General features: G+C 74.1%; 20 protein-coding genes. 7 read left to right on the forward strand and 13 right to left on the reverse strand.

Annotation, left to right across the window (positions count from 1 at the left end):
• Positions 1-29: 29 nt before the first annotated feature.
• The 4 genes from GXP74_RS10740 to GXP74_RS10755 form a co-directional block, all read right to left on the reverse strand.
• Positions 30-1,694, reverse strand: coding sequence for an acyl-CoA dehydrogenase family protein (locus tag GXP74_RS10740; RefSeq protein WP_182451263.1), 1,665 nt, complete (start codon positions 1,692-1,694; stop codon positions 30-32).
• 64 nt (positions 1,695-1,758) lie between these two features.
• On the reverse strand, positions 1,759-2,508 hold the full coding sequence (locus GXP74_RS10745) for a CPBP family intramembrane glutamic endopeptidase (protein ID WP_225447848.1): 750 nt from the start codon (positions 2,506-2,508) through the stop codon (positions 1,759-1,761).
• Positions 2,505-4,256: an alpha/beta-hydrolase family protein gene (locus GXP74_RS10750; protein ID WP_182451264.1), complete on the reverse strand. Its 1,752-nt coding sequence runs from the start codon at positions 4,254-4,256 to the stop codon at positions 2,505-2,507. Before GXP74_RS10750 ends, GXP74_RS10745 begins: the two co-directional genes overlap by 4 nt.
• A gap of 35 nt (positions 4,257-4,291) precedes the next feature.
• Positions 4,292-4,933, reverse strand: coding sequence for a hypothetical protein (locus GXP74_RS10755; protein ID WP_225447849.1), 642 nt, complete (start codon positions 4,931-4,933; stop codon positions 4,292-4,294).
• A 162-nt stretch (positions 4,934-5,095) separates the two neighbouring features.
• Here GXP74_RS10755 and GXP74_RS10760 point away from each other — a divergent pair, with 162 nt between their 5' ends.
• Together GXP74_RS10760 and GXP74_RS10765 are read left to right on the forward strand one after the other, a co-directional pair.
• Entirely contained in the window at positions 5,096-6,334 is a 1,239-nt protein-coding gene (locus tag GXP74_RS10760) for a YihY/virulence factor BrkB family protein (RefSeq protein ID WP_225447850.1), read from the forward strand.
• Between the two features lie 164 nt (positions 6,335-6,498).
• Positions 6,499-7,206 (forward strand): DUF4230 domain-containing protein, encoded by a 708-nt coding sequence (locus GXP74_RS10765; protein ID WP_182451265.1) that lies wholly within the window; start codon positions 6,499-6,501, stop codon positions 7,204-7,206.
• A gap of 44 nt (positions 7,207-7,250) precedes the next feature.
• On the opposite strand, the gene GXP74_RS10770 is transcribed toward GXP74_RS10765, so the two are convergent.
• The gene (locus GXP74_RS10770) at positions 7,251-7,730 is read right to left on the reverse strand and encodes a rhodanese-like domain-containing protein (RefSeq protein ID WP_182451266.1); all 480 of its coding nucleotides are present in this window, start codon (positions 7,728-7,730) and stop codon (positions 7,251-7,253) included.
• 290 nt (positions 7,731-8,020) lie between these two features.
• Between GXP74_RS10770 and GXP74_RS10775 the strand changes: the two genes are divergently transcribed.
• Positions 8,021-9,508 carry an AlkA N-terminal domain-containing protein gene (locus tag GXP74_RS10775; RefSeq protein WP_182451267.1) on the forward strand — a complete coding sequence of 496 codons (1,488 nt, stop codon included), beginning with the start codon at positions 8,021-8,023 and terminating at the stop codon, positions 9,506-9,508.
• On the forward strand, positions 9,508-10,029 hold the full coding sequence (locus GXP74_RS10780; RefSeq protein ID WP_304940911.1) for a methylated-DNA--[protein]-cysteine S-methyltransferase: 522 nt from the start codon (positions 9,508-9,510) through the stop codon (positions 10,027-10,029). Before GXP74_RS10775 ends, GXP74_RS10780 begins: the two co-directional genes overlap by 1 nt.
• A gap of 62 nt (positions 10,030-10,091) precedes the next feature.
• Here GXP74_RS10780 and GXP74_RS10785 read toward each other — a convergent pair whose 3' ends face one another.
• The gene (locus tag GXP74_RS10785; RefSeq protein WP_182451268.1) at positions 10,092-10,601 is read right to left on the reverse strand and encodes a MarR family winged helix-turn-helix transcriptional regulator; all 510 of its coding nucleotides are present in this window, start codon (positions 10,599-10,601) and stop codon (positions 10,092-10,094) included.
• A 113-nt stretch (positions 10,602-10,714) separates the two neighbouring features.
• On the reverse strand, positions 10,715-11,704 hold the full coding sequence (locus tag GXP74_RS10790) for a helix-turn-helix domain-containing protein (RefSeq protein ID WP_182451269.1): 990 nt from the start codon (positions 11,702-11,704) through the stop codon (positions 10,715-10,717).
• Between the two features lie 843 nt (positions 11,705-12,547).
• Here GXP74_RS10790 and GXP74_RS10795 point away from each other — a divergent pair.
• Positions 12,548-13,858, forward strand: a complete 1,311-nt coding sequence (locus GXP74_RS10795; RefSeq protein WP_182451270.1) for a protein phosphatase 2C domain-containing protein — start codon at positions 12,548-12,550, stop codon at positions 13,856-13,858.
• Positions 13,859-13,865: 7 nt separating this feature from the next.
• Here GXP74_RS10795 and GXP74_RS10800 read toward each other — a convergent pair whose 3' ends face one another.
• The 4 genes from GXP74_RS10800 to GXP74_RS10815 all read right to left on the reverse strand — a co-directional run bounded on the left by GXP74_RS10800 (position 13,866) and on the right by GXP74_RS10815 (position 16,837).
• Entirely contained in the window at positions 13,866-14,891 is a 1,026-nt protein-coding gene (locus GXP74_RS10800) for a DUF4328 domain-containing protein (RefSeq protein ID WP_182451271.1), read from the reverse strand.
• 237 nt (positions 14,892-15,128) lie between these two features.
• Positions 15,129-15,728 carry a TetR/AcrR family transcriptional regulator gene (locus GXP74_RS10805; protein WP_182451272.1) on the reverse strand — a complete coding sequence of 200 codons (600 nt, stop codon included), beginning with the start codon at positions 15,726-15,728 and terminating at the stop codon, positions 15,129-15,131.
• 461 nt (positions 15,729-16,189) lie between these two features.
• Entirely contained in the window at positions 16,190-16,387 is a 198-nt protein-coding gene (locus tag GXP74_RS10810) for a hypothetical protein (RefSeq protein WP_182451273.1), read from the reverse strand.
• 126 nt (positions 16,388-16,513) lie between these two features.
• Positions 16,514-16,837 carry a hypothetical protein gene (locus tag GXP74_RS10815; RefSeq protein WP_182451274.1) on the reverse strand — a complete coding sequence of 108 codons (324 nt, stop codon included), beginning with the start codon at positions 16,835-16,837 and terminating at the stop codon, positions 16,514-16,516.
• Between the two features lie 71 nt (positions 16,838-16,908).
• Between GXP74_RS10815 and GXP74_RS10820 the strand changes: the two genes are divergently transcribed.
• The gene (locus GXP74_RS10820) at positions 16,909-17,442 is read left to right on the forward strand and encodes a sugar O-acetyltransferase (protein WP_182451275.1); all 534 of its coding nucleotides are present in this window, start codon (positions 16,909-16,911) and stop codon (positions 17,440-17,442) included.
• A gap of 37 nt (positions 17,443-17,479) precedes the next feature.
• On the opposite strand, the gene GXP74_RS10825 is transcribed toward GXP74_RS10820, so the two are convergent.
• Positions 17,480-17,998 carry a MarR family winged helix-turn-helix transcriptional regulator gene (locus tag GXP74_RS10825; RefSeq protein ID WP_182451276.1) on the reverse strand — a complete coding sequence of 173 codons (519 nt, stop codon included), beginning with the start codon at positions 17,996-17,998 and terminating at the stop codon, positions 17,480-17,482.
• 45 nt (positions 17,999-18,043) lie between these two features.
• On the opposite strand from GXP74_RS10825, the gene GXP74_RS10830 reads away from it, so the two are divergent.
• Entirely contained in the window at positions 18,044-18,769 is a 726-nt protein-coding gene (locus GXP74_RS10830; RefSeq protein WP_182451277.1) for an SDR family NAD(P)-dependent oxidoreductase, read from the forward strand.
• 270 nt (positions 18,770-19,039) lie between these two features.
• Here the strand turns inward: GXP74_RS10830 and GXP74_RS10835 are convergent, their stop codons facing one another.
• On the reverse strand, positions 19,040-19,489 hold the full coding sequence (locus tag GXP74_RS10835) for a peptidoglycan-binding domain-containing protein (protein WP_182451278.1): 450 nt from the start codon (positions 19,487-19,489) through the stop codon (positions 19,040-19,042).
• Positions 19,490-19,715 lie beyond the last annotated feature (226 nt).

The raw sequence follows: 19,715 nt of genomic DNA on the forward strand, positions 1-19,715 counted from the left end.
TGCGAACAAAAGTGTTTCAGATGATGAGATCAGGCGGTGGTTGCGCCGGTCCGGGGCCGGGCGCGGTCGACTATCCCGGCCAACGAGGCGGCGGCCGAGGCCGGTAGCGTGCCGAAGGTCGAGCCCCAGTCGCCGCCCAGACGCGAGGCGCAGAAGGCGTCCGCTACCGGAGCGGGCGCGTGCCGCAGCAGCAGCGAACCCTGGAGCAGCAGCGCCAGCCGCTCCACCACCCGGCGGGCCCGCAGTTCCAGGCCGTCCGCCAGGGCCGGGTCGGCGAGCTCGGCCAGCAGTTCCTTGAGCGCGGCGTCGAAGGAGCGGTCCACCCCCTCGGCCAGTCGCAGCTCGGCGGTGAACGCCGCCACCGCGCGCGGCTCGCGGGTCAGCACCCGCAGCACGTCGAGCGCGTTGACGTTGCCCGAGCCCTCCCAGACCGAGTTCAGCGGCGACTCGCGGAACAGCCGGGGCATCCCCGACTCCTCCACGTAGCCGTTCCCGCCCAGGCACTCCAGCGCCTCGGCGGCGACCACCGGGCAGCGCTTCGTTATCCAGTATTTGGACACCGCGACCGCCATCCGGCGGAAGTCGCGCTCCTGCGGGGTGTCCAGGTCGAAGGACGCGGCCAGCCGCAGCGCGGTGGCGGTCGCCGCCTCCGACTCCAGCGCCAGGTCCGCCAGCACGTTCCGCATCAGCGGCTTGTCGATCAGCGGCCCGCCGAAGGCGGCCCGGTACGCCGCGTGGTGGGTGGCCTGCGCCACCGCCTGCCGCATCAGCGAGGCCGAGCCGAGCACGCAGTCCATCCGGGTCGCCGCCACCATCTCGATGATGGTGGCCACCCCGCGCCCCTCCTCACCCAGCAGCTGCGCCCAGGTGCCGTCGAACTCCACCTCGGAGGAGGCGTTGGAGCGGTTGCCCAGCTTGTCCTTGAGCCGCTGGACCAGGAAGGTGTTGCGGCTGCCGTCCGGCAGCACCCGGGGCAGCACGAAGCAGCTCAGCCCGCCGGGGGCCTGCGCCAGCACCAGGAAGACGTCCGACATGGGCGCGGAGCAGAACCACTTGTGCCCGGTCAGCAGGTACTCCCCGGCCGCCGCCAGCGGCTCCGCCCGGGTGGTGTTGGCGCGGACGTCGGAGCCGCCCTGCTTCTCGGTCATGCCCATCCCGGCCAGGCACCCGGCCTTGTCCTGCGGCGGCAGCAGCCCCGGCTGGTACCGGCGGGAGGTCAGCCGGGGCACCCACTGCGCGGCCAGCGCCGGGTCGGTGCGCAGCGCGGGCACCGCGGCGTGGGTCATCGACACCGGACAGCCGTGCCCGGACTCCGCCTGCGACCAGACCAGGAAGCCCGCCGCCCGGCGCAGGTGGCCGTCCGGCCTGGTCCAGGCGTCGCCGGTGAGCCCGGCCGCGGCGGCGGTGGTCAGCAGCGAGTGCCAGGCGGGGTGGAACTCGACCTCGTCGATCCGGTTGCCGTAGCGGTCGTGGGTGCGCAGCACCGGTTCGTTGGCGTTGGCCTGCTCGCCCCACAGCCGCGCCTCGGCGGACCCGGCGGTCCGGCCCAGCCCGCCCAACTCGGCGGTGATCTCCGCGAGCCGCCGCGGCGCGGCATACCGGGCCACGCCCTCGGACAGGGCGCGGTCGGCGCCGAAGACGTCGTAGCCGACGAGCGGCGGGACCTGGTTGCTGACGCTGTGGGTGGTCGCCATGCCCCCACCGTAGGCGGGTGGGGCCGCGAGTTCCACACCATCGGGCAGACCGGGGCCGAGTCCGTCAGTGCGGGTGCGCGGTGGCGTAGGCGGCGATGTAGCCGAGGGCGTTCGTCGCCCAGTGCATCCCCATCGGCGCCAGCAGGCTGGAGCTGCGCCGCCGCAGCTCGCAGAAGACCGCGCCGCCGAGGCCGGTGAAGACCACCGCGGCGGCGTCGGCGACGATCGCGCCCACCGGGGAGCTGCCGAACACCGGGGTCAGCGCGGGCTTCTCGGTGGCCAGGTGCAGCGAGGGCAGGATGTGCCACAGGCCGAACAGGAACGAGGACACCCCGGTCGCCCAGAGCGTCCCGTGGCGCCGCCGGACCAGCCCGTACAGGGTGCCCCGGAACGCGAACTCCTCCAGCAGCACCGTCCCGAAGGGGACGTAGAACAGCACCTTGGCGGCCAGCTCGCCGCCGCTCAGGGCGTTGTTCCGCTGGTCCGCGAACAGGTCGCGGGTGACCGGCAGCAGCGCCCCGGCCAGGTACACCGCGCCCACCACGCCGATGATCGACAGCGCCCAGGCCGCGCCCCGGGCCAGCGTGCCCCGGGCCAGGCCCAACTCGGTCCGGCCGCCCCCGGCCCAGCGGACCAGGCCGTACAGCACCACGACGGTGAGCGCGCCGGTCAGCAGGCCCCAGGAGTTGAACCAGCGGTTGTTCGACAGGTTGGTGACGACCAGCACCAGCACCGCCGCGACCGTGGCCAGGTCGGTCCGGTCGCGGAGGCTGAAGCGCCCGTGCGGTCCGGCGCCGTCCAGCGGCCTGCTCACCGCTGCACCCGGGACGCCATCAGCCGCTCCAGCCGGGCGGTGTCGCCCACCGTCCAGCCCGGCGGCGGGACCACCGCCGCCCAGCCGGTGGCGGGCATGGTGCCGTAGCGGTGGCCGTGGTTGTCCGGCACCCCGTTCGCGTCCACCAGGTCGCAGGCCACCTGCCAGAAGGTGATCAGCGGGTACCAGCGCATCGCCGAGGAGACGTCCGCCGCCCGGGGCCGGTCCAGCCAGTCCGGACGGTGCACGGCCAGGCCGGGCGACCACCAGACGATCGGGTCCGAGCCGTTCTGCAGGTACAGCGTGCGCGGCGGGTCCCAGGGACCGGCCGGGAGGTCCAGGTCGGCCGGGAACTGGGCGAAGCGGACGGTCGCGCCGCCGCCGACGACCGGACGCCAGGCCGGGCTGCCCGGCGTGCGCTCGGCGGTGAGCCGCTTCCACATCGGGTTGTCGTAGGTCGGGCCGACCAGCAGCGCGCCGTCGGTGCGGGCGCTGAGCTCCGCCAGGCTGCCGTGGAAGGCCTGCTCGGTGGCGTAGGAGCCGAGGCTCTCGCCGAAGACCACCAGCTTGGGCCGGTCGGCCGGGGGCAGTGTGGACCACTTGGCGTACACCGCGTCGAACAGCGCCCTGCCCGCGTCCGCCGCCTCGTCCTCGGTCAGCACCGACACCCAGCTCGGCAGGTACGAGTACTGCACCGCGACCAGCGCGCTGTCGCCGCCGTACATGAACTCCAGCGGGGCGGTGGTCTGCGGGTTGACCCAGCCGCTGCCGGTGGTGGCCATCACCGCCAGCACCTTGCGGCCGAAGCCGCCGGTGCGCTCCAGCTCCGACACCGCCAGCGCGGCCCGTCCGGCCAGCGTGTCGGCGGCCCGCAGCCCGACGTACACCCGGACCGGGTCCATCGCCGGGCGCCCGCTGAAGTCCGCCAGCTCCGCCCGGGTCGGCGCCTCGCCGACGAAGTTCCGGCCCTGGAAGCCGAGGCTGTCCCAGGACTCGGCGGAGGCGGGACTGCCGGACAGGGTCGGCAGCCGCGGCTGGACGATGCCCGGACGGGTGCCGCTGTCGGCCAGCGAGGCGGCGTTCTCGGCCACGTCCAGCGCGGCGGACAGCAGGAAGCCCTGCACCACGCCGACGGTGACGAACGCCAGCACCACCACACCCACCCCGTAGCCCACCGCCCTGGGCAGGTACGGCGACAGGAGGCGGGCGATCAGCCCGGTGGCCAGCCGCAGCAGCCGGGCGAGCAGCACCAGCAGGCCGCCCACCAGCAGCGCCACCAGCGGTACCGCCGTCCAGCCGAGCCACGGCACGTGCGCCGACAGCGACACCGCCCGGCGCACGTCCTCCTGCCAGCGGGCGCTGAACGCGGTCACCACGACCACCCCGGCCAGTCCGACGGCGGCCAGCAGCCACCAGGCCGTCCGCCGCAGCCGGGGATCGTCCGGCCGGTCCCGCCACAGCCGCCACAGTCGGCCGACCAGGTAGCCGAGGAGGGCCCCGGCCGCGTAGCCGATCACCGCCGTCACCCCGGCGCACAGCCCCTGGAGCCACCAGGCCCGGGGCAGCAGCGACGGGGTCAGCGAGACCGAGTAGCACAGCAGTGCCCCGGCGACGGCGCCCCAGGACGGCGCGCGGCGCACCACCCGCAGCCGCGCCGCCGGCCGCCGCCGTCGGCCGCGCGGCGCGCCGCCGCCCTCGGGAGTCCGGCCGTCGCGCCAGGGCGTCGACCCGTGCGGCTCACTCGACAACCCGTCCTCCTCTGCGCTCCTCCGCTGCCGACGAGTCAGTACCGCTGGGCCTGGGCGACCTTGGGGACCAGCGCCGTCGCCGCGGGTTCTCGGCTGAAGGCCACCGGGGTCGCGGTCCGGCCCGCCGCCAGGTCCTGCGCCCCGACGACCGCGGTGTCCACGGTCCTGCCGGAGCTGTCGTCGAAGTCGATCTTCACGGCGTAGGAGGCGGTCGCCCCGCTGTGGTTGGTGATGTTCACGACCACCGCGTGCAGCCCGCCGGAACTCGCCGTCGGTACCCCGGTGAGCTTCACGTCACCGGTGGCGTTGCCCGCCCCGGAGACCGAGCCCAGCGCCGCCACCGCCGCCTGGCTGGCCTTCGCCCCCGCCGCCGAGACCGAGGCCTCGAACGAGGACGCGGCGGCCGCCGCCGAGGACGCCCGGTCCGAGGCCGAGGCGACGGCGGACGCGGCCTTGGACGCCAGCGCCGACGGCGGCTCGCCGGAGAACCCGGCGGTCGCCGACGACAGCGCCGAGGCCAGCGACGAGGCCTCGGCCGAGGCGCCGCTCGACCCGTTGCCCGAACTCCCGCACGCCGACAGGGCCGTCAGTCCGCCCGCGGCCAGCACTACTGCCGCCGCCATCGCCAGCCGACCGCGACCGGCCGGAGCGGCAGCCCGCCCCTCAATCCTTCTCACCAGGTCCGCCCTCACGTCCACGGCCCCGGTCCGCCCGGGCCTCCTGCCACCACCGTGGGCGGCCGCGGGCCGCCCCGCGAGCCGGACTGGTCCGTCCGGTGCACGACCGCCGCCGACGGCCAGTGCCGAGGTCCGGCCACCGGGTTGGATACGCTCACGGGTGTGCAGTCAGCAGGTGAACCTTCACGAACGTCCCGTCACCGGGCGCGGCGTTCCCGTCGCTCGGCCAGGCGCGGGCGCGGCTCCGCGTACCTGAGCATCGGCTGGACGCTGATCAAGGACACCACCAACACCTGCATGGAGTACCGGGTCACCGGGCTCGCCGCCGAGGTCGCGTTCTTCACGCTGATGTCCGTGCCGCCGCTGCTGCTGTGCGTCGCGGGCACCCTCGGCTACCTGAGCTCCGCCACCATCCAGGTGGTCGAGACCGACATCCTGAACGCGGCCGGGGTGGTGCTCTCCCAGTCGTCCATCGACCAGGTGGTCAAACCGCTGCTGCACAGCGTCTTCGCCACCGGCCGCCCGGACCTGATCTCCATCGGCTTCATGCTGGCGCTGTGGTCGGGCTCGCGGGCGCTGTACGTCTTCGTCGAGACCGTCACCATCATGTACGGGCTGGAGGGCAACCGCGGCATCATCCACACCCGGGTCCTGTCGCTGGGCCTGTACATAGTGGCGCTGGTCGTCAGCACCATCGTGCTGCCGCTGCTGGTCGCCGGGCCCGGACTGGTGGTCCGGGCGCTCCCGGCGGCGGCCGGACTGGTCCACGCGCTGTACTGGCCGTCCGCGCTGGTGCTCTCCATCGTCTTCCTGACCACGCTCTACCACGTGTCGGTGCCGGTCCGGACGCCGTGGAAGGAGGACCTGCCGGGCGCGCTGGCGGCGCTGCTGGTGCTCGCCATCGGCAGCGCCCTGCTGCGGCTGTACCTGGTGCACTCGGTCGAGGGCGTCACCGTGTACGCCTCGCTGGCGGCGCCGGTCGCGGTGCTGCTGTGGATCGGGGTGACCGCGCTGGCGGTGCTGATCGGCGCGGCGATGAACGCCTCGGTCGACCGGATGTGGCCCAGCCGCGCCACCGAGCAGGCCCGCGCCGAGAACGAGCGGGCCCGCGAGGAGGCGGCGGCGGAGCTGGTCCGCCGGGCCGAGGCGCGGCGCGCCGCGGTGCGCAACAAGGCCGCCAACCCGCCGCCGTCGGGCGAGGAGATGGAGGGGGAGGCCCCGGCCGAGTACCCGGAGCGCTGGGCGGACTTCCTGCCGCCGACCGACCTGCGCCGCCGGATCCAGGCCGGGGGCGTGGAGCACCGGCGGCGGCCCTACCCGCCGCCGGAGGACGACGAGCAGCGCGAGCCCCGCAAGCGGCGCGGTCGCCGGGACCGGCGGGACGACGAGCCCGGGGCGTAGCGGGCCGGGCGCGCGGTCGGCGGTGCTTTCGGCCGCTTCGGACCGGTTCGGAACGGTTCGGCCAGTGGTTTCGGCGGCGGTTCGGCGGCGGTTTCGGCAGTGCTGGTTTCCGCGTCGGCGGGTAGGCGTATGGCTACGGAACGCCGACTGTGAGGGAGAAGCCGATGCCGTCCCTGCGTGGTACCACCGGCCGGACCGGGTCCGCCGCCGAGCCCGGACCCGACTCCGACCGCCGCCGCTCCTCGCGGCGGGGCCTGCCCTGGTACCTGAGCATCCCGATCACCTTCGCGGTGATCGTCGCCCTGTTCCTGGCCGCCGCGAAGTTCGACTGGCTGCCGGGCCTGCCCAACCCCTTCGGCACCACCACCGTGGACCGCAGCCAACCGGCGGTGCTCCAGTCCATCCAGAACATGAGCGACTACGACGCGGCCACCGGCAACTTCCAGATCGTGGTGAACCTTCAGCAGGAGGCCGACTACCTGCCGTCGGCGCTGCTCGGCAGCGACACCCTGTACGTCGCGGGCGGCACCGTGCAGTCCTTCGTGGACCTGGGCAAGGCCGCGGTGACGGTCTCCGCCGACCGCCGTACGGCGACCATCGCGCTCCCGGCCGCCCAACTCGGCCAGACCGCGCTCAACCCCGCGCAGTCGTACGTCTTCGCGCAGAACCGGGGCCTGTTCAACCGGATCGGCGACTTCTTCTCCGGCAACCCGGGCGACCAGCAGAAGCTCACCATCCTGGCCGCGCAGAAGATCCAGACCGCGGCGGACTCCAGCGGCCTGACCGGGCGGGCGGAGACGAACACCCGGCAGATGCTCACCGGGCTGCTCCGCTCGCTCGGCTTCACCAGCGTCACCATCACCTTCAAGTGAGCATCACCTTCAAGTGCTTCAAGTGAGCCGACCCTGACGGGAGTTCAGCAGGCGCAGGAGATGCCGGAGCGGGGCGCGGTGAGGTCGTCGATCGGCCGCTGCCCGGCGCCGGTGGCGCTCTCGTAGCCGAAGCCCTCGCGGACCCAGTACTCGAAGCCGCCCAGCATCTCCTTGACCTGGTAGCCGAGCCGGGCGAAGGCGAGGGCGGCCCGGGTGGCGCCGTTGCAGCCGGGGCCCCAGCAGTAGGCGACCACGGTGAGCGCGGGGTCGACCAGGACCGGCGCGAGCTCGGCGACGCGCGCCGTGGGGATGTGCAGCGCGCCGGGGATGTGCCCCTGCGCCCAGGAGGCATCGCTGCGGGAGTCGACCACGACGATGCCGGGGACGCCCGCCGCCAGGTCCGCGTGGACGTCGGAGACGTCGGCCTCGAACGCGAGCCGGGTGGCGAAGTGGGCGGCGGCCGTGGCGGGCCCGGCGGCCGGGACGCCGAGGACGGCGCTGGTGGGGGTGGTGCTGGAGGTCATCGCGGGGTCCTGTCCGGTCGGCGCGGTGCGGGTGTGCTGGTCGCGGTGCGGATGCACTGATCATCGGGCGGCGCGGCGGTCCGCCGCGAGTGGCGTGAACGCCGCTGGTCGTGAAGATCCCGCCACCCGGCCGTGGCCGCGAGCGGCGGTTGGCGGCGGTTGGTGGCGGTTAGCGGCGGTTCACAGCGGTTCATGGCGGTTCACGGCTGCCGACGGGGGCCCGGCCCGGCCCGACTGCCGTGTCCGATCGCCGCCAGTCGGAGCCTCGGCGATGCCGCACACTGGACAGCGTGATAGACGAAGACACCAGCTACCGAGCCGTGAGCAGCCGCGACGCACGCTTCGACGGCGTCTTCTTCACGGCGGTCCGGACCACCGGCATCTACTGCCGTCCCAGCTGCCCGGCGACCACCCCGAAGCGGCAGAACGTCCACTTCTACCCGACCGCCGCCGCCGCCCAGGGGGCCGGCTACCGGGCCTGCCGCCGCTGCCGTCCGGACGCCGTGCCCGGCTCCCCGGCCTGGAACGTCCGGGCCGACCTGGTCGGGCGGGCGATGCGGATGATCGGCGACGGGGTGGTGGACCGCGAGGGCGTCGCCGGACTCGCCGCCCGGCTCGGCTACAGCGAGCGCCACCTGACCCGCGAACTCGTCGCCGAACTCGGTGCCGGACCGCAGGCGCTGGCCCGCTCACAGCGCGCGCACACCGCGCGGCTGCTGCTGCAGACCACCGACCTCAGCGCGACCGACGCCGCGTTCGCGGCCGGGTTCGCCAGCGTCCGGCAGTTCAACGAGACCATGCAGGCCGTCTACGGGCTGACCCCGACCGAGCTGCGGCACCGGCCGGGACGCCGGGGGGCGCTCCCCGGGACCATCCCGCTGCGGCTCGCGCACCGCGAACCCCTGGACGCCGCGCACCTGTTCGACTTCCTGGCGCTGCGCGCGGTGCCCGGCGTCGAGGAGATCACCATCGGTCCGGGCGGCGCCCGGACGTACCGGCGCACGCTCGGGCTGCCCGGCGGTCCCGGCGTGGTCGAGGTCGACCAGCCGCGCCGCCCGCAGGGCTGGCTCGACTGCCGACTTCGGCTCACCGCGCTGCGCGACCTCACCACCGCCGTGCAGCGGCTGCGCGCGCTGTTCGACCTCGACGCCGACCCGGACGCGGTGGACCGGGCGCTCGGCGCCGACCCCTGGCTCGCCCCGCTGGCCGCCGCCCGTCCCGGACTGCGCTCGCCCGGGCACGTCGACCCGCAGGAGCTCGCGGTCCGGGCGGTGCTCGGCCAGCAGATCTCGGTGGCCGCCGCGCGCACCCTCGCCGGACGCCTCGCCGAGCGCTACGGCGAGCCGCTGCCCGCCCCCAGTGGCGGCCTGACCAGGCTGTTCCCGAGCAGCGCGGCCCTCGCCGAGGCCGCCGACGCGGACCTGGCCATGCCCAGGGCCCGGCAGCGGGCGGTACGCGGCCTGTGCGCGGCGCTGGCCTCGGGCGCGGTCGACCTCAGTCCCGGCGTGGACCGCGAACAGGCCGCCGCCGACCTGCTGGCGCTGCCCGGCATCGGTCCGTGGACCGTCTCCTACGTGCGGATGCGCGCGCTCGGCGACCCGGACGCGTACCTGCCGACCGACATCGGCGTCCGCCACGGGCTGCGCGCCGCGCTGGCCCCGGAGGACGTCGACGCCAACACCTGGCGCCCCTGGCGCTCCTACGCCGTACACCACCTCTGGGCCGCCCTCGGCGACGCCCGGGATTCCGCTGACCACCTTGCCGCGAGGATCAACTGATGACCAGTCAACTCACCGAAGAGTCACTGCTGCACACCACCGTGGACTCCCCGCTCGGCCCGCTGCTGCTGGTCGCGGACCAGGACGGCGCGCTCACCGCGCTGCTCGCCCCCAACACCCGGGGCCAGCGCAGCGCCCCCGACCCCGACTGGCGGGCCGACCCGGCCCCCTTCGCCGCCGTCACCGAGCAGTTGACCGCCTACTTCGACGGCAGCCTCCAGGAGTTCGACCTGCCGCTGGCCCCGCGCGGCAGCGAGTTCCGCCGCCGGGTCTGGGACGCGCTCGACGACGTCCCCTACGGCGAGACCGTCACCTACGGGGAGCTCACGGCGGCGGCCGGGCAGCGCCCGTCGTCGGTACGCGCGGTGGCCGGGGCGGTCGGCGCGAACCCGCTGCTGATCATCCGCCCCTGCCACCGGGTCATCGGCGCGAACGGCTCGCTCACCGGCTTCGCCGCCGGGCTCGACGCGAAACGGCTGCTGCTGCGGCTGGAGGCGGCTGACCAGACGCTGTTCGGCTGAGGGCCCCGGCCCACGGGCCCGGCCGCCGACCGGTGCCTGAGCCCTGGTTCCCTGGTTCCCGGCTAGTCCCCGGCGGCTTCGCTGCCCAGGGCCAGGGCCAGTTGCTCCAGGCCGCCGAGGGCGCTGATGATCGCCGCGCTGTCCTGCGGCGAGATCGCCGCCAGCGCGGTGGCCATCCGCCGCTCGTGCGCCCGCTGCCAGTCCGCGAGCTGCCGGTGCCCGGCCTCGGTCAGCGCGATCCGCGCGGTCCTGCGGTCGCCCGGGTCGGCCTGCCGGTCCACGAAACCGGCGTCCAGCAGCTTGCCGATGAGTCCGCTCACGGTGTTCGGCGCCAGCCGCTGCCGGGCGGCCAGTTCGCCGACCCGCAGCGGCTCGATGGCGAGCGTCTGGAGCAGCTCGACCTGCGCCATGGGCAGGGACTCCCAGGGGTACTCGGTGCGGATGCTGCTGCGCAGTGCGCGGCGCAGGCGGGTCACCACGTCGGTGAGACGTTGTACCTGCGCCGGGTCGACGGCGGGGCCGGCAGCGGCCTCCGGGACGGGCTCGCGGGGTGTGGTGGCTGACTCAGGCATGCGGCAAAGCTTAGAGGCTCCGCCGATCGGGGGCTGGCGCCGAGATCCCCGGCCTCTCATCCGGGCCCGGCCCGGGTCCTCACCCGGGTCCTCACCCGGGCCCGGCCCGATCGTCAGTGCCGGACCACCCAGCCGCGCTCGTAGGCGTGCCAGCCGAGCTGCATCCGGGTGGTCAGCCCGGCGAGGTCCATCAGCCGCTTGACCCGGCGCTGCACCGTGCGCAGGCCCAGGTCGAGCTGCTTGGCGACGCTCACGTCGGTCATGCCGACCAGCAGCAGCGACAGCACCTGGAGGTCCACGGCGTCCGGCTGCTGCGCCTCGTCGGTCCGCAACTCGCCGGAGTCGGTCAGCCGGATCGGCAGGCCCTGCGCCCAGACCGACTCGAACAGGCCCACCATGGCCTCCAGCACCCCGCCCGCCCGGATCACCATCGCGGCAGGCTCCCCGGGGGCATCGAGCGGCGCCAGCGGCAGCATCGCGACCGAGCGGTCGGCCAGCATCAGCTTCGTCGGCACCTTGTCCACGATCCGGACCTGCTCGCCCCGGCCCAGCGCCTCCGACAGGATCAGGCTCCCGCCCGGCGCCTCCAGCGCGGACCGCTCCAGCACCACCCGGTAGCTCACCCCGCGCGCCACCGCCACCGGCTCGGCTTCGTTGTCCAGCCCGTGGACGGCCACCGGTACCTGCGTGACCAGCGCCAGCATCTCCTTCTCCGCGCCGAGTTGGAGCTGGTCGAAGCGGTGCCGGACGGCGTCCACCCCGGTCACCACCTCCACCAGGTCGCGCAGCGCCGCGCCGGTCGCGTTGCGCCGGTACTCCTGGGTGAGCGACTCCACCGCCAGCTCGGCCTGCTTCAGCTCGTGCCGCCGCTCGGAGAGCAGCGCGCCCAGGGCGATCGCGGGCGGCGCGGCCCGGTAGCGTCCGGGCAGTTCGGGCGAGGGCGCGGCCAGTCCCCGCCGCTCCAGCTCGGCCACGGTCGCCGCGACCGGCCCGACGTCGAGCCCCAGCCGCTCGGCGAGCTGGGCGACGGACGCCGCACCCTGACCGACCAGCACGCGGTAGACCGACCCGACCTCGTCGTCCAATCCGAAGAAGCCGAGCACGTGATCTCCTACTGGTACTGGGACGTCCCTCCGACCGCTGCTCGGGGGTGGCCGAATCCTGCCATGGCGTGAAACTACCGAACGACATCATGCCTGGTCGGACGGCCAAGGGGTAGTCATCGGGGACGGGTGGCGGCGGGGATCCCCCCTGCGCGCCGCCGGATTCGCCGGTTCGGCCCGGAGATCGGGCGGGGCCGATGGAGAATGAGCGCGTCCGTGAGTAGGCAGCGGACTCGATCACTGAGGGGGAGAGCGATGGGCAGCCAGGGCGGTGCGGGCGACTCGTGGTGGGACGAGGTCTACGCCGGTCCCGGGGACGACCTCCCGGACACACCACGCGCGGACTCCCGCCGGGGGACGGTCGACGACTGGTTCGACGCGGCGAGCGGCCTACTGGACGACAACGCCCCAGCAGGCGCCCCACCCCCGGCGCCACCTGCGCCCCCCGCGCCCCCGGTTCCGCCGATGCCTCCGGTACCTCCGGCGCCTCCGGCCGGTTATTCGGCCGATTCGGCCGGGGTTGAGCCGTTGCCGGACCCCTGGGCTGCGACGCCGACGGTGGTGGCCGACGCCGCGCCTCCGGCGGGGGGTTCCGCTGCTCCGAGTCCCGCCGGGGTTGAGCCGCTGCCGGATCCCTGGGCTGCGACGCCGACCTTCCCTCGCCAGGCCACGACCCGCCGCCCGGCGAGCCGCAACCTTCCCCCGTACACCCGTGAGGCGCCCCCGGCTGCGGGTGGCGTCCGACCGCCCGCGAGTGAGGCGCCGTCGTCCGGCGGTGAGGCGTCTCCGCCGGATGCCGAGGCGGCTGCGTCCGGGCGGCCGCTCAGTGACAGCGCGCCGCCGGTGGCCGACGACAGTTCGCCGACGCGGGTGCTGCGGACGCTCGGTGGTGATGCGCGTCCGCCGGAGGACGAGGCGCCCTCGTCGGGGGAGCCGCCGCTGGTGGGGGACGACAGTTCGCCGACGCGGGTGCTGCGGACGTCGGGTGGTGATGCGCGTCCGCCGGAGCAGGACGAGGATCCGTTGCCGCCGTTGCCGGTGCGTCCGCCGCGCATCCCGTCGTTGCGGCCCGATCCACGGCTGGGGCCGCCGCCGGTGGTGCCTTCGGCGACGTCCAGTGCAGCGGAGCTGGAGCCGCAGCTGGAACCGGAGTTGGAGCCGCCGTCGGCTCCGCCTGCCCCGGTCGAGCCGCCGGAGCCCGAGCGGCCCGGTGAGCCGGGCGACGCCGACGCCACCACGGCCGAGCCCGACCCGGCCCGGCCCGAGAGGCCTGCCGTGTCCGGGCCTCCTGCGGAGGCCACGGTGGCGCTGCCGCACGTCGGTGAGCGTCCGCCGACCTACGACCCCGAGCCCACCGCGCTGCCGTCCGCCGATCCCGACCTCCTCGGCACGCTGGTGCCGGACACCGTGATCGACGGTGCGCGCTACGGCACGATGACCTTGCGGGCGGCCTCGGTGCGTGGCGACTCCGCGCGCTACCGGGGGGACAACCGGGGCGATCGGCTGCTCACCGCACGGTTCGGCGAGGGCGCGGACGCGCTGTTGGCGGTGGTCATCGCCACCTCCTCCGCTGACGAACCGTCAGTCGCCGACGACGCCTGCCGTCAGTTGGCCGCAGCGATCGGCCGCAGCCGGGCCCAACTCCTCGGCGACCTGCGGACCGGAGCGCAGGAGAACCTCCGCTACGGCCTGCAACGGCTGACCGCGCGGGCGACCGTGCGGCTGCGCGGCGCCGACTCCGAGGCGGGCAACTCCGGTGCGCTGCACGCGTTGATCGCCCCGCTCGACCCGACCACCCGGCTGCGCGCCGGGTTCGGTGTCGGCCCCGGCGCGCTGCTGCTGCTCGGGGACGAGGCCTGGTACGACGCGTACGCCGGGCGCCGCCTGGTGCAGCAACAGCCGAGCGCCGAGCCGGAGTCGGACCCCGGGCGGTTCCGGTTCCGGGTGGTCGTGCCGGAGCCGGGGGACGTGCTGCTGCTGTGCAGCGACGGGTTGGCCCAACCGCTGTGCGAGGAACCGGCGGTGTCCGACTTCCTCGCCGACCACTGGGCGCATCCGCACCCGCCGGGCATGGTCGACTACCTGCGCCACGTCCAGGTCCGCGCGAAGGGATACGCGGCGGACCGGACGGCGGTTGCCCTCTGGGAGGACTGACGACCCGTCAGGAGCCCTGTTCGGCGCCCTTGGCGAGATCCACGGCGGGTGCCTCGGCCGGAGCGGGCGCGGCCGCCGGAGCCGGAGCTGGCTCCGGTGCGGGCGCCTCCACCGGCACGGGCCCGGGCACCGCGTCCACGGGCAGCGCGTCCACGGGCGTGCTGGCTGCGGGCGCGGTCGGCACGGGGGCGGTGGCCACCGGTGCCGGGCTCGGTGCCGGGGCCTGCTGCGGGAACTGCTGGTAGGGCTGGACCGGCTGGTAGGGCTGGGCCGCCTGGTACGGGTACCCGGCGGGGTACGGGTACCCCGCCGCCTGCGCGGGCGCGTACGGCAGGTACTGCTGCTGGGCCACGGCGGCGTACGGGTGCCCCTCGCCCGGGCCCTGGAGGATCCGCACCTGCTGGAACGTGGTGACCTTGCGCACGACGAAGAGCGCGAGCAGCGCGGCGGCCACCCGCAGCACGCTCGCCACCAGGCTGATGATCGAGACGGCCTCAAGCGTCGAGGTCGCCAGGTTCGCGGTCCCGCCCGCGTTCACCGATGCCGCGCCGTCGACGATGCCTGAGACGAGCGACACCACCCACATCCCGCACCAGCAGAGCCACCAGCCGTTCAGCAGTGCCGAACGGGTGCTGGTGCGGCGCGGGTCCGCGCCCAGCGGCCGGCTGGCCTCCCAGGTGTCGCCGAGGACGTACCGGGGGATCCAGAACCAGCCGATCGGGACGAACCAGCCACCGATCGCCCAGCCGCGCGCGTAGGTGCGGCTGCGGGGGAGTATCACGTCGGCGTTGGAGCGGGCTGTGTGGCACCAGATGATGAACAGGACGATGGTGGCCACCCCGGTCGGCACGGTCAGCAGCGCCGAGAACCCGCCGATCACGCTCGCCGGTGTGCTGACGTCCCCGTTCTGCTCCAGGGAGGCGAACTGTATGCCGTCGGAGACGAGTGCGCCGACGCCGGTGAACGCCTGGACACCGAGCAGGACCTGCGTCGCGATGGCGAGGCCGGTGGGGGCCTTCGGCGGCTGGCCCATTATCATCATCGGCCCGGCGGCGGTGGGCGGTACGCCCACGAAGCCGCAGGTGGGGCAGCGTCCGTAAGGGTCGAGATAGGAAGTCGAGCAGGACGGACACAGCACCGGATGCTCCAGCAGATCAGCCCGCTCCTCTTTGCGGCGGGAGGCCGCTGATGCTATGCGACCGCTCGGACATTCGTCCACGTATTCCCGGTGGCCCCGCGACCACCGCCGGGCGGCCTGTCCGTCCGGTGGTCAGGGCAGGCGAAGGGAGTCGTCCAGGAACTCCTCGATGTGGTCCAGCGCGAAGGCCCGGTCGGTTCCGGGCAGCCCCACCACGATCGGTGTGCCGAAGCCGTCCAGGAGCGCGCTCAGCCGCACGGCGAACCGCTCCGGGAGCACCGCGCGGAACTCCCCGGCCGCGATGCCCTGCCGCAGCAGCTCCATCAGGTCCGCCCGCCAGACGGCCTCGATCTCGGCCTGGCCGACCCGCATCCGCTCGTCGGCGAGGGAGCGGCCCCACACCTCGATCCACAGCGTCCAGCGCGGGTCGCCCGCGCCGGTCGGCAGGTAGAGGTCGATGTAGTCGGCGAGCCGCCGACCGGCCGGGGCGGGAGCGTCCAGCGCGGCGCGGCGGCGCTCGCCGAGCTGGGTCTCGCTCCAGCGCAGTGTCTCCAGCAGCAACTGGTCCTTGCTGCCGAAGTAGTAGAGCAGGTGCCCGGCGCTCATCCTGACCTGGCGGCCGAGCCCGGCCATCGTCAGCGCGGCGAGCCCGTGTTCGGCGATGGCCGTCATGGCCGCCGCGAACACCTCCTCGCGGGGCCGCGCCGGGCGGCGGCCGGGCTGATCGCTCATCGTGTCCCTCGTCGGTGGAACGGCGCGTCGGTGGAACGGCGCGTCGATGGAATGCCGTTCAAGACCAGTTAAGCAGCAGCACGGACCGTCCGCCCCGGGGACGTCGCCTGCGGCGCCCGCGCGGCGGGCAGCCTGGAACGGCGCGGGTGCGGGCGTGACGAGAGTGGTGGAACCGTGCGTCGGCCCAGCTGACGGGGGATGCGGCCGGGCCGACGCCTAGGCGGGTACGGTTCCGCCACATCTCCAGCATGCACCGAAGCGCCACAGCGGGACACGTACGATCCGTCGTATCCCACCCCACGCCAGGGTGACGTAATGTCAGCCGGGTTGCAGTCGTGCGTGGTGGACGCGCGGAGAACGCGCGACGAGGCAGCGCACCCGAATTGGTGCACTGCCTCGCCAGGCTCACGATGTCGACCGGACGTTGCTGCTAACAGGCGTCAACAGCCCGCATCGGCCGATCAGTTGTGGCCGAGCCGCTTCTCCTTCTCGCGCGCCACCGGCCTGGCCGCCAGGTGCGACGGCTCGGCCTGCACCTGGAGCTGCTCGTGCTCACCCGGCGCCGTCAGCGTGTTGCCGGGGGCGACCCCGGCGCGGTGCTCGGCGAGGTTGAGTGCGCTCTTCGGCTTGGCGCGGTCGCGGTTCTTGGCCTTCGACATGATCGTGCCTCCTGCGGGTTCTTGAGTGGTCGCGGCGCGGTACCCGTGGAATCGCCGGGTCCGGGGCTCGCACCACTCACACTTACAGGCATGGTTCACGCGCGCATCTCGAACGGCTACTGACAGTTACCGACGTGGCTCGGTGATCGGCCACCAGGTGCTGATCCTGGCGATCCGGAACCGCACCGCGCCGATCGGCTCCCAGCGGTTGCCGTGCAGGAAGGCCGCGTCCACCAGGTGTAGCCAGCCGCGTGAATCCGCCGTCGCCTCGCGCAGCCGGTCCTCCTCGGCGGGGGAGCGGGCGATCGCCCCGGCCCAGATCCCCGAGCCGATCGGGCGGCCCTTCCAGATCCGCCCGACGACGTCGAAGCCGTACTCCATGGTCTGCTGCTCGCCCGCACGGGCCGCCGCGTCGGCGAGTTCCTGGAGGAGTGGATCTGCTTCGCACATGCCCCCAGCCTGCGCCAGGACGGCACCGGTCGGCAACGGCGAACCCGTCACCGCCTCCACCGTCCGGCGGGATGCGGGCCGGCGAGTGGTACCTCCCGGTCGACGACGAGTTGCGGGCGGACACCGGGCGCCGGATCGCCCTCTGTGCCGCCTACAACACCGGCGCCGCAGGCGGCCCCGAGGAACGGCGGGCGGTCCTCGGGCAGTTGCTCGGGCGGCTCGGCGAGGGGGCGTGGATCCGGGCGCCGTTCCAGTGCGACTACGGCTACAACATCACCATCGGCCCGCGCACGTTCGTCAACTTCAACGCGGTCATGCTGGACGCGGCCACCATCACCGTCGGCGCGGACGTGCGGATCGGCCCCGGCGTGCAACTGCTGACACCCACGCACGAGTTGGACGCCGAGCGGCGCCGGGAGGGCTGGGAGCGGGCGCTCCCGGTGACCATCGGCGACAACGTCTGGCTCGGCGGTGGCGTGATCGTCTGCCCCGGGGTGACCATCGGCGAGAACACCGTGGTCGGCGCGGGCTCGGTGGTCACCCGGGACCTGCCGCCGGGCGTGCTCGCGGTCGGCAACCCGGCCCGGATCGTCCGCGAGTTGTAGTGCTGCCGCGCCACGGCCGATTGCGGCGCTAACGCTCCTACTGGACGCGGGAGTTGAGGTCCTGCACCAGCACCGCCAGCAGCCGGGCGAGCTCCTGCTGCTCCTCCGGCGCCAGGGCCTCGATCAGGCCGTGCTCGTAGGTCAGCAGGCCGTCGACGGCGTGCTCCACCGCGTGGTGGCCCTCGGCGGTCAGTTCCACCTGCACGGTGCGGGTGCCGGGGTCCGCCGCGAGCCGGCGGACCAGGCCGTCCTGCCGTGCCCGGTCCACCCGCTGGGTCACCGCCCCCGGCGTGATCAGGCAGCGGGCGGCGAGCTCACGGGTGGACAGCCGGTAGGGCGCCCCGGAGCGGCGCAGGGTGCTCAGCAGGTCGAGTGTGGCGGCGTCCATGCCGACCCGGGCCAGCACCCGGCGGCGCTCGTCGGCCAGCAGCTTCGCGGCGTGGTGGATGCGGGTGAGGATGCCGATCGAGTCGACCGGGAGGCCCGGCTGCTCACGCTGCCAGGCCCGGGCGATCTCCTCGGCGCGGTCGGCGGGGGGCTGCTGCGGCGTGGTCACGGTGGTAGTGTGCCACACACGTTTAGAGCTAAACGAGGAGGCGGGATGCGTCAGATCGTGGTCACCGGCGGGGGCACCGGCATCGGCCGGGCGGTCGCCGAGGCGTTCGCCGCGCGCGGGGACCAGGTGGTGATCACCGGACGCCGTCGGTCGGTGCTGGACCGGACCGCTGCCGAACTCGGCGACAGAGTAAGGGCCGTGGCCTTCGACGCGAGCGACCCCGAGCAGGTCGAGGCGGCGCTCGCCGCGCTGCCGCCGCAGGTGGACGTGCTGGTCAACAATGCCGGGGGCAACACCGACATCGGCGCCGCGCCGCCGTCCGGTCTGGCCGGGGTCGCCGCGGCCTGGCGGGCCAACCTGGACGCCAACGTGCTGTCGGCGGTCCTGGTCACCACCGCGCTGCGACCACGGCTGGCTGCCGGGGGCGCGGTGGTCAGCGTCAGCTCCATCGCGGCGCACCGTGGCGGATCCGGCTCCTACGGTTCCGCCAAGGCCGCCGTCGAGGCGTGGAACCTCACCCTCGCCCAGGAGTTGGGCAAGGACCGGATCACCGCCAACGTCGTCGCGCCGGGCTATGTCGAGTCCACCGAGTTCTTCCAGGACGCGATGACCCCGCAGCGCCGTGCCGCCCTGCTCGCCCAGACCGCCAACGGCCGGGCCGGGACCCCGACGGACATCGCGGAGACCGTGCTGTTCCTGGCGTCGTCGGCCGCGAGCCACCTCACCGGGCAGACACTGCACGTCAACGGTGGTGCTCTGGCTGGTCGTTGAGCGGTCGGCCCGGGGCGTACGAGGGAGATCGTCGCTGGGGAGTTCCTGCGTACGACCTGGGCCGGTGCGCCGGACGGCGAGGCGAACGGGCCGACCGCGCCGCCCCCGCTGGGGACGTCGGCGGACGGGTGGACGCGATGCCAAGGAACTGGCGACGCAGCGCCAACGCGGCGGGGCGGCGTCCTGACATCCTCGACCCGGGGGAGGTGCCGGGCGGCGGCCCGGCACCCCCTCCAGCGGACCGGATTCGGCACCTCGACCATCGGGAGCTCAGCAGCCGGTGGCGTTGTAATCCCAGAAGGCGCCCTCGGTCGCCGAGCCGGCGATCCCGTCGACGGTGAGGTTGTAGCCGACGCCGTTCAGGAAGCGCTGGAGTGCCTTGATCGTGTTGGGTCCGACGGTGCCGTCGACGGTGCCGGCGTCGTAGCCGTCGTCGTTGAACATCGTCTGCGCCGCCTTCCAGCTGCTGGGGCCGAGTTGCCCGTCGACGGTGCCGGCGTTGTAGCCCCAGGCGTTGAGGCAGCTCTGCCAGTTCTTGGCCCGGGCCGTGTTCAGGCCGAGGTTGTCCACGGCGAGGGGGGAGACGTGCGCGCTGCTGACCGCGGGCCTGGCCGTCGGCTGGGCGGCCGCGAAGCCCGCACTCGCCCCCGCCAGGCTCCCGGCGGCAATCCCGATGACGGCGGCCGTGCTCACGAGCGCCCTGGTCAAGGAAGATCGCATGGTTTCCTCTTTCCTTCCGGATTGTCGGACTGTCGGATTGTGCAGGGGATTTCACGCGACCGCCGTCACCGGCCATTCGCGCAGACCCAAGCCTTTCCGGGAGCATGCGGCCGGAGCTTGTACGAATGCGACCTACCGCCCCGAAGCGCCTGATTCAGGCCAAAGTCTTCGACGTCTGCGACGCCTGACGCCCGCACGGTTAGGCTCCTTACTGTGTTCACGTCGG

Origin of the sequence: Streptacidiphilus sp. P02-A3a, assembly GCF_014084105.1 — a bacterium.
Lineage (GTDB): Bacteria > Actinomycetota > Actinomycetes > Streptomycetales > Streptomycetaceae > Streptacidiphilus.

Coding starts and splice junctions, on each gene's coding strand:
- GXP74_RS10740 (WP_182451263.1), bottom strand. CDS start 1,694: ATGGCGACCACCCACAGCGTCAGCAACCAGGTCCCGCCGCTCGTCGGC.
- GXP74_RS10765 (WP_182451265.1), top strand. CDS start 6,499: ATGCCGTCCCTGCGTGGTACCACCGGCCGGACCGGGTCCGCCGCCGAG.
- GXP74_RS10770 (WP_182451266.1), bottom strand. CDS start 7,730: ATGACCTCCAGCACCACCCCCACCAGCGCCGTCCTCGGCGTCCCGGCC.
- GXP74_RS10780 (WP_304940911.1), top strand. CDS start 9,508: ATGACCAGTCAACTCACCGAAGAGTCACTGCTGCACACCACCGTGGAC.
- GXP74_RS10785 (WP_182451268.1), bottom strand. CDS start 10,601: ATGCCTGAGTCAGCCACCACACCCCGCGAGCCCGTCCCGGAGGCCGCT.
- GXP74_RS10800 (WP_182451271.1), bottom strand. CDS start 14,891: ATGGGCCAGCCGCCGAAGGCCCCCACCGGCCTCGCCATCGCGACGCAG.
- GXP74_RS10805 (WP_182451272.1), bottom strand. CDS start 15,728: ATGAGCGATCAGCCCGGCCGCCGCCCGGCGCGGCCCCGCGAGGAGGTG.
- GXP74_RS10810 (WP_182451273.1), bottom strand. CDS start 16,387: ATGTCGAAGGCCAAGAACCGCGACCGCGCCAAGCCGAAGAGCGCACTC.
- GXP74_RS10815 (WP_182451274.1), bottom strand. CDS start 16,837: ATGTGCGAAGCAGATCCACTCCTCCAGGAACTCGCCGACGCGGCGGCC.
- GXP74_RS10820 (WP_182451275.1), top strand. CDS start 16,909: ATGCGGGCCGGCGAGTGGTACCTCCCGGTCGACGACGAGTTGCGGGCG.
- GXP74_RS10830 (WP_182451277.1), top strand. CDS start 18,044: ATGCGTCAGATCGTGGTCACCGGCGGGGGCACCGGCATCGGCCGGGCG.
- GXP74_RS10835 (WP_182451278.1), bottom strand. CDS start 19,489: ATGCGATCTTCCTTGACCAGGGCGCTCGTGAGCACGGCCGCCGTCATC.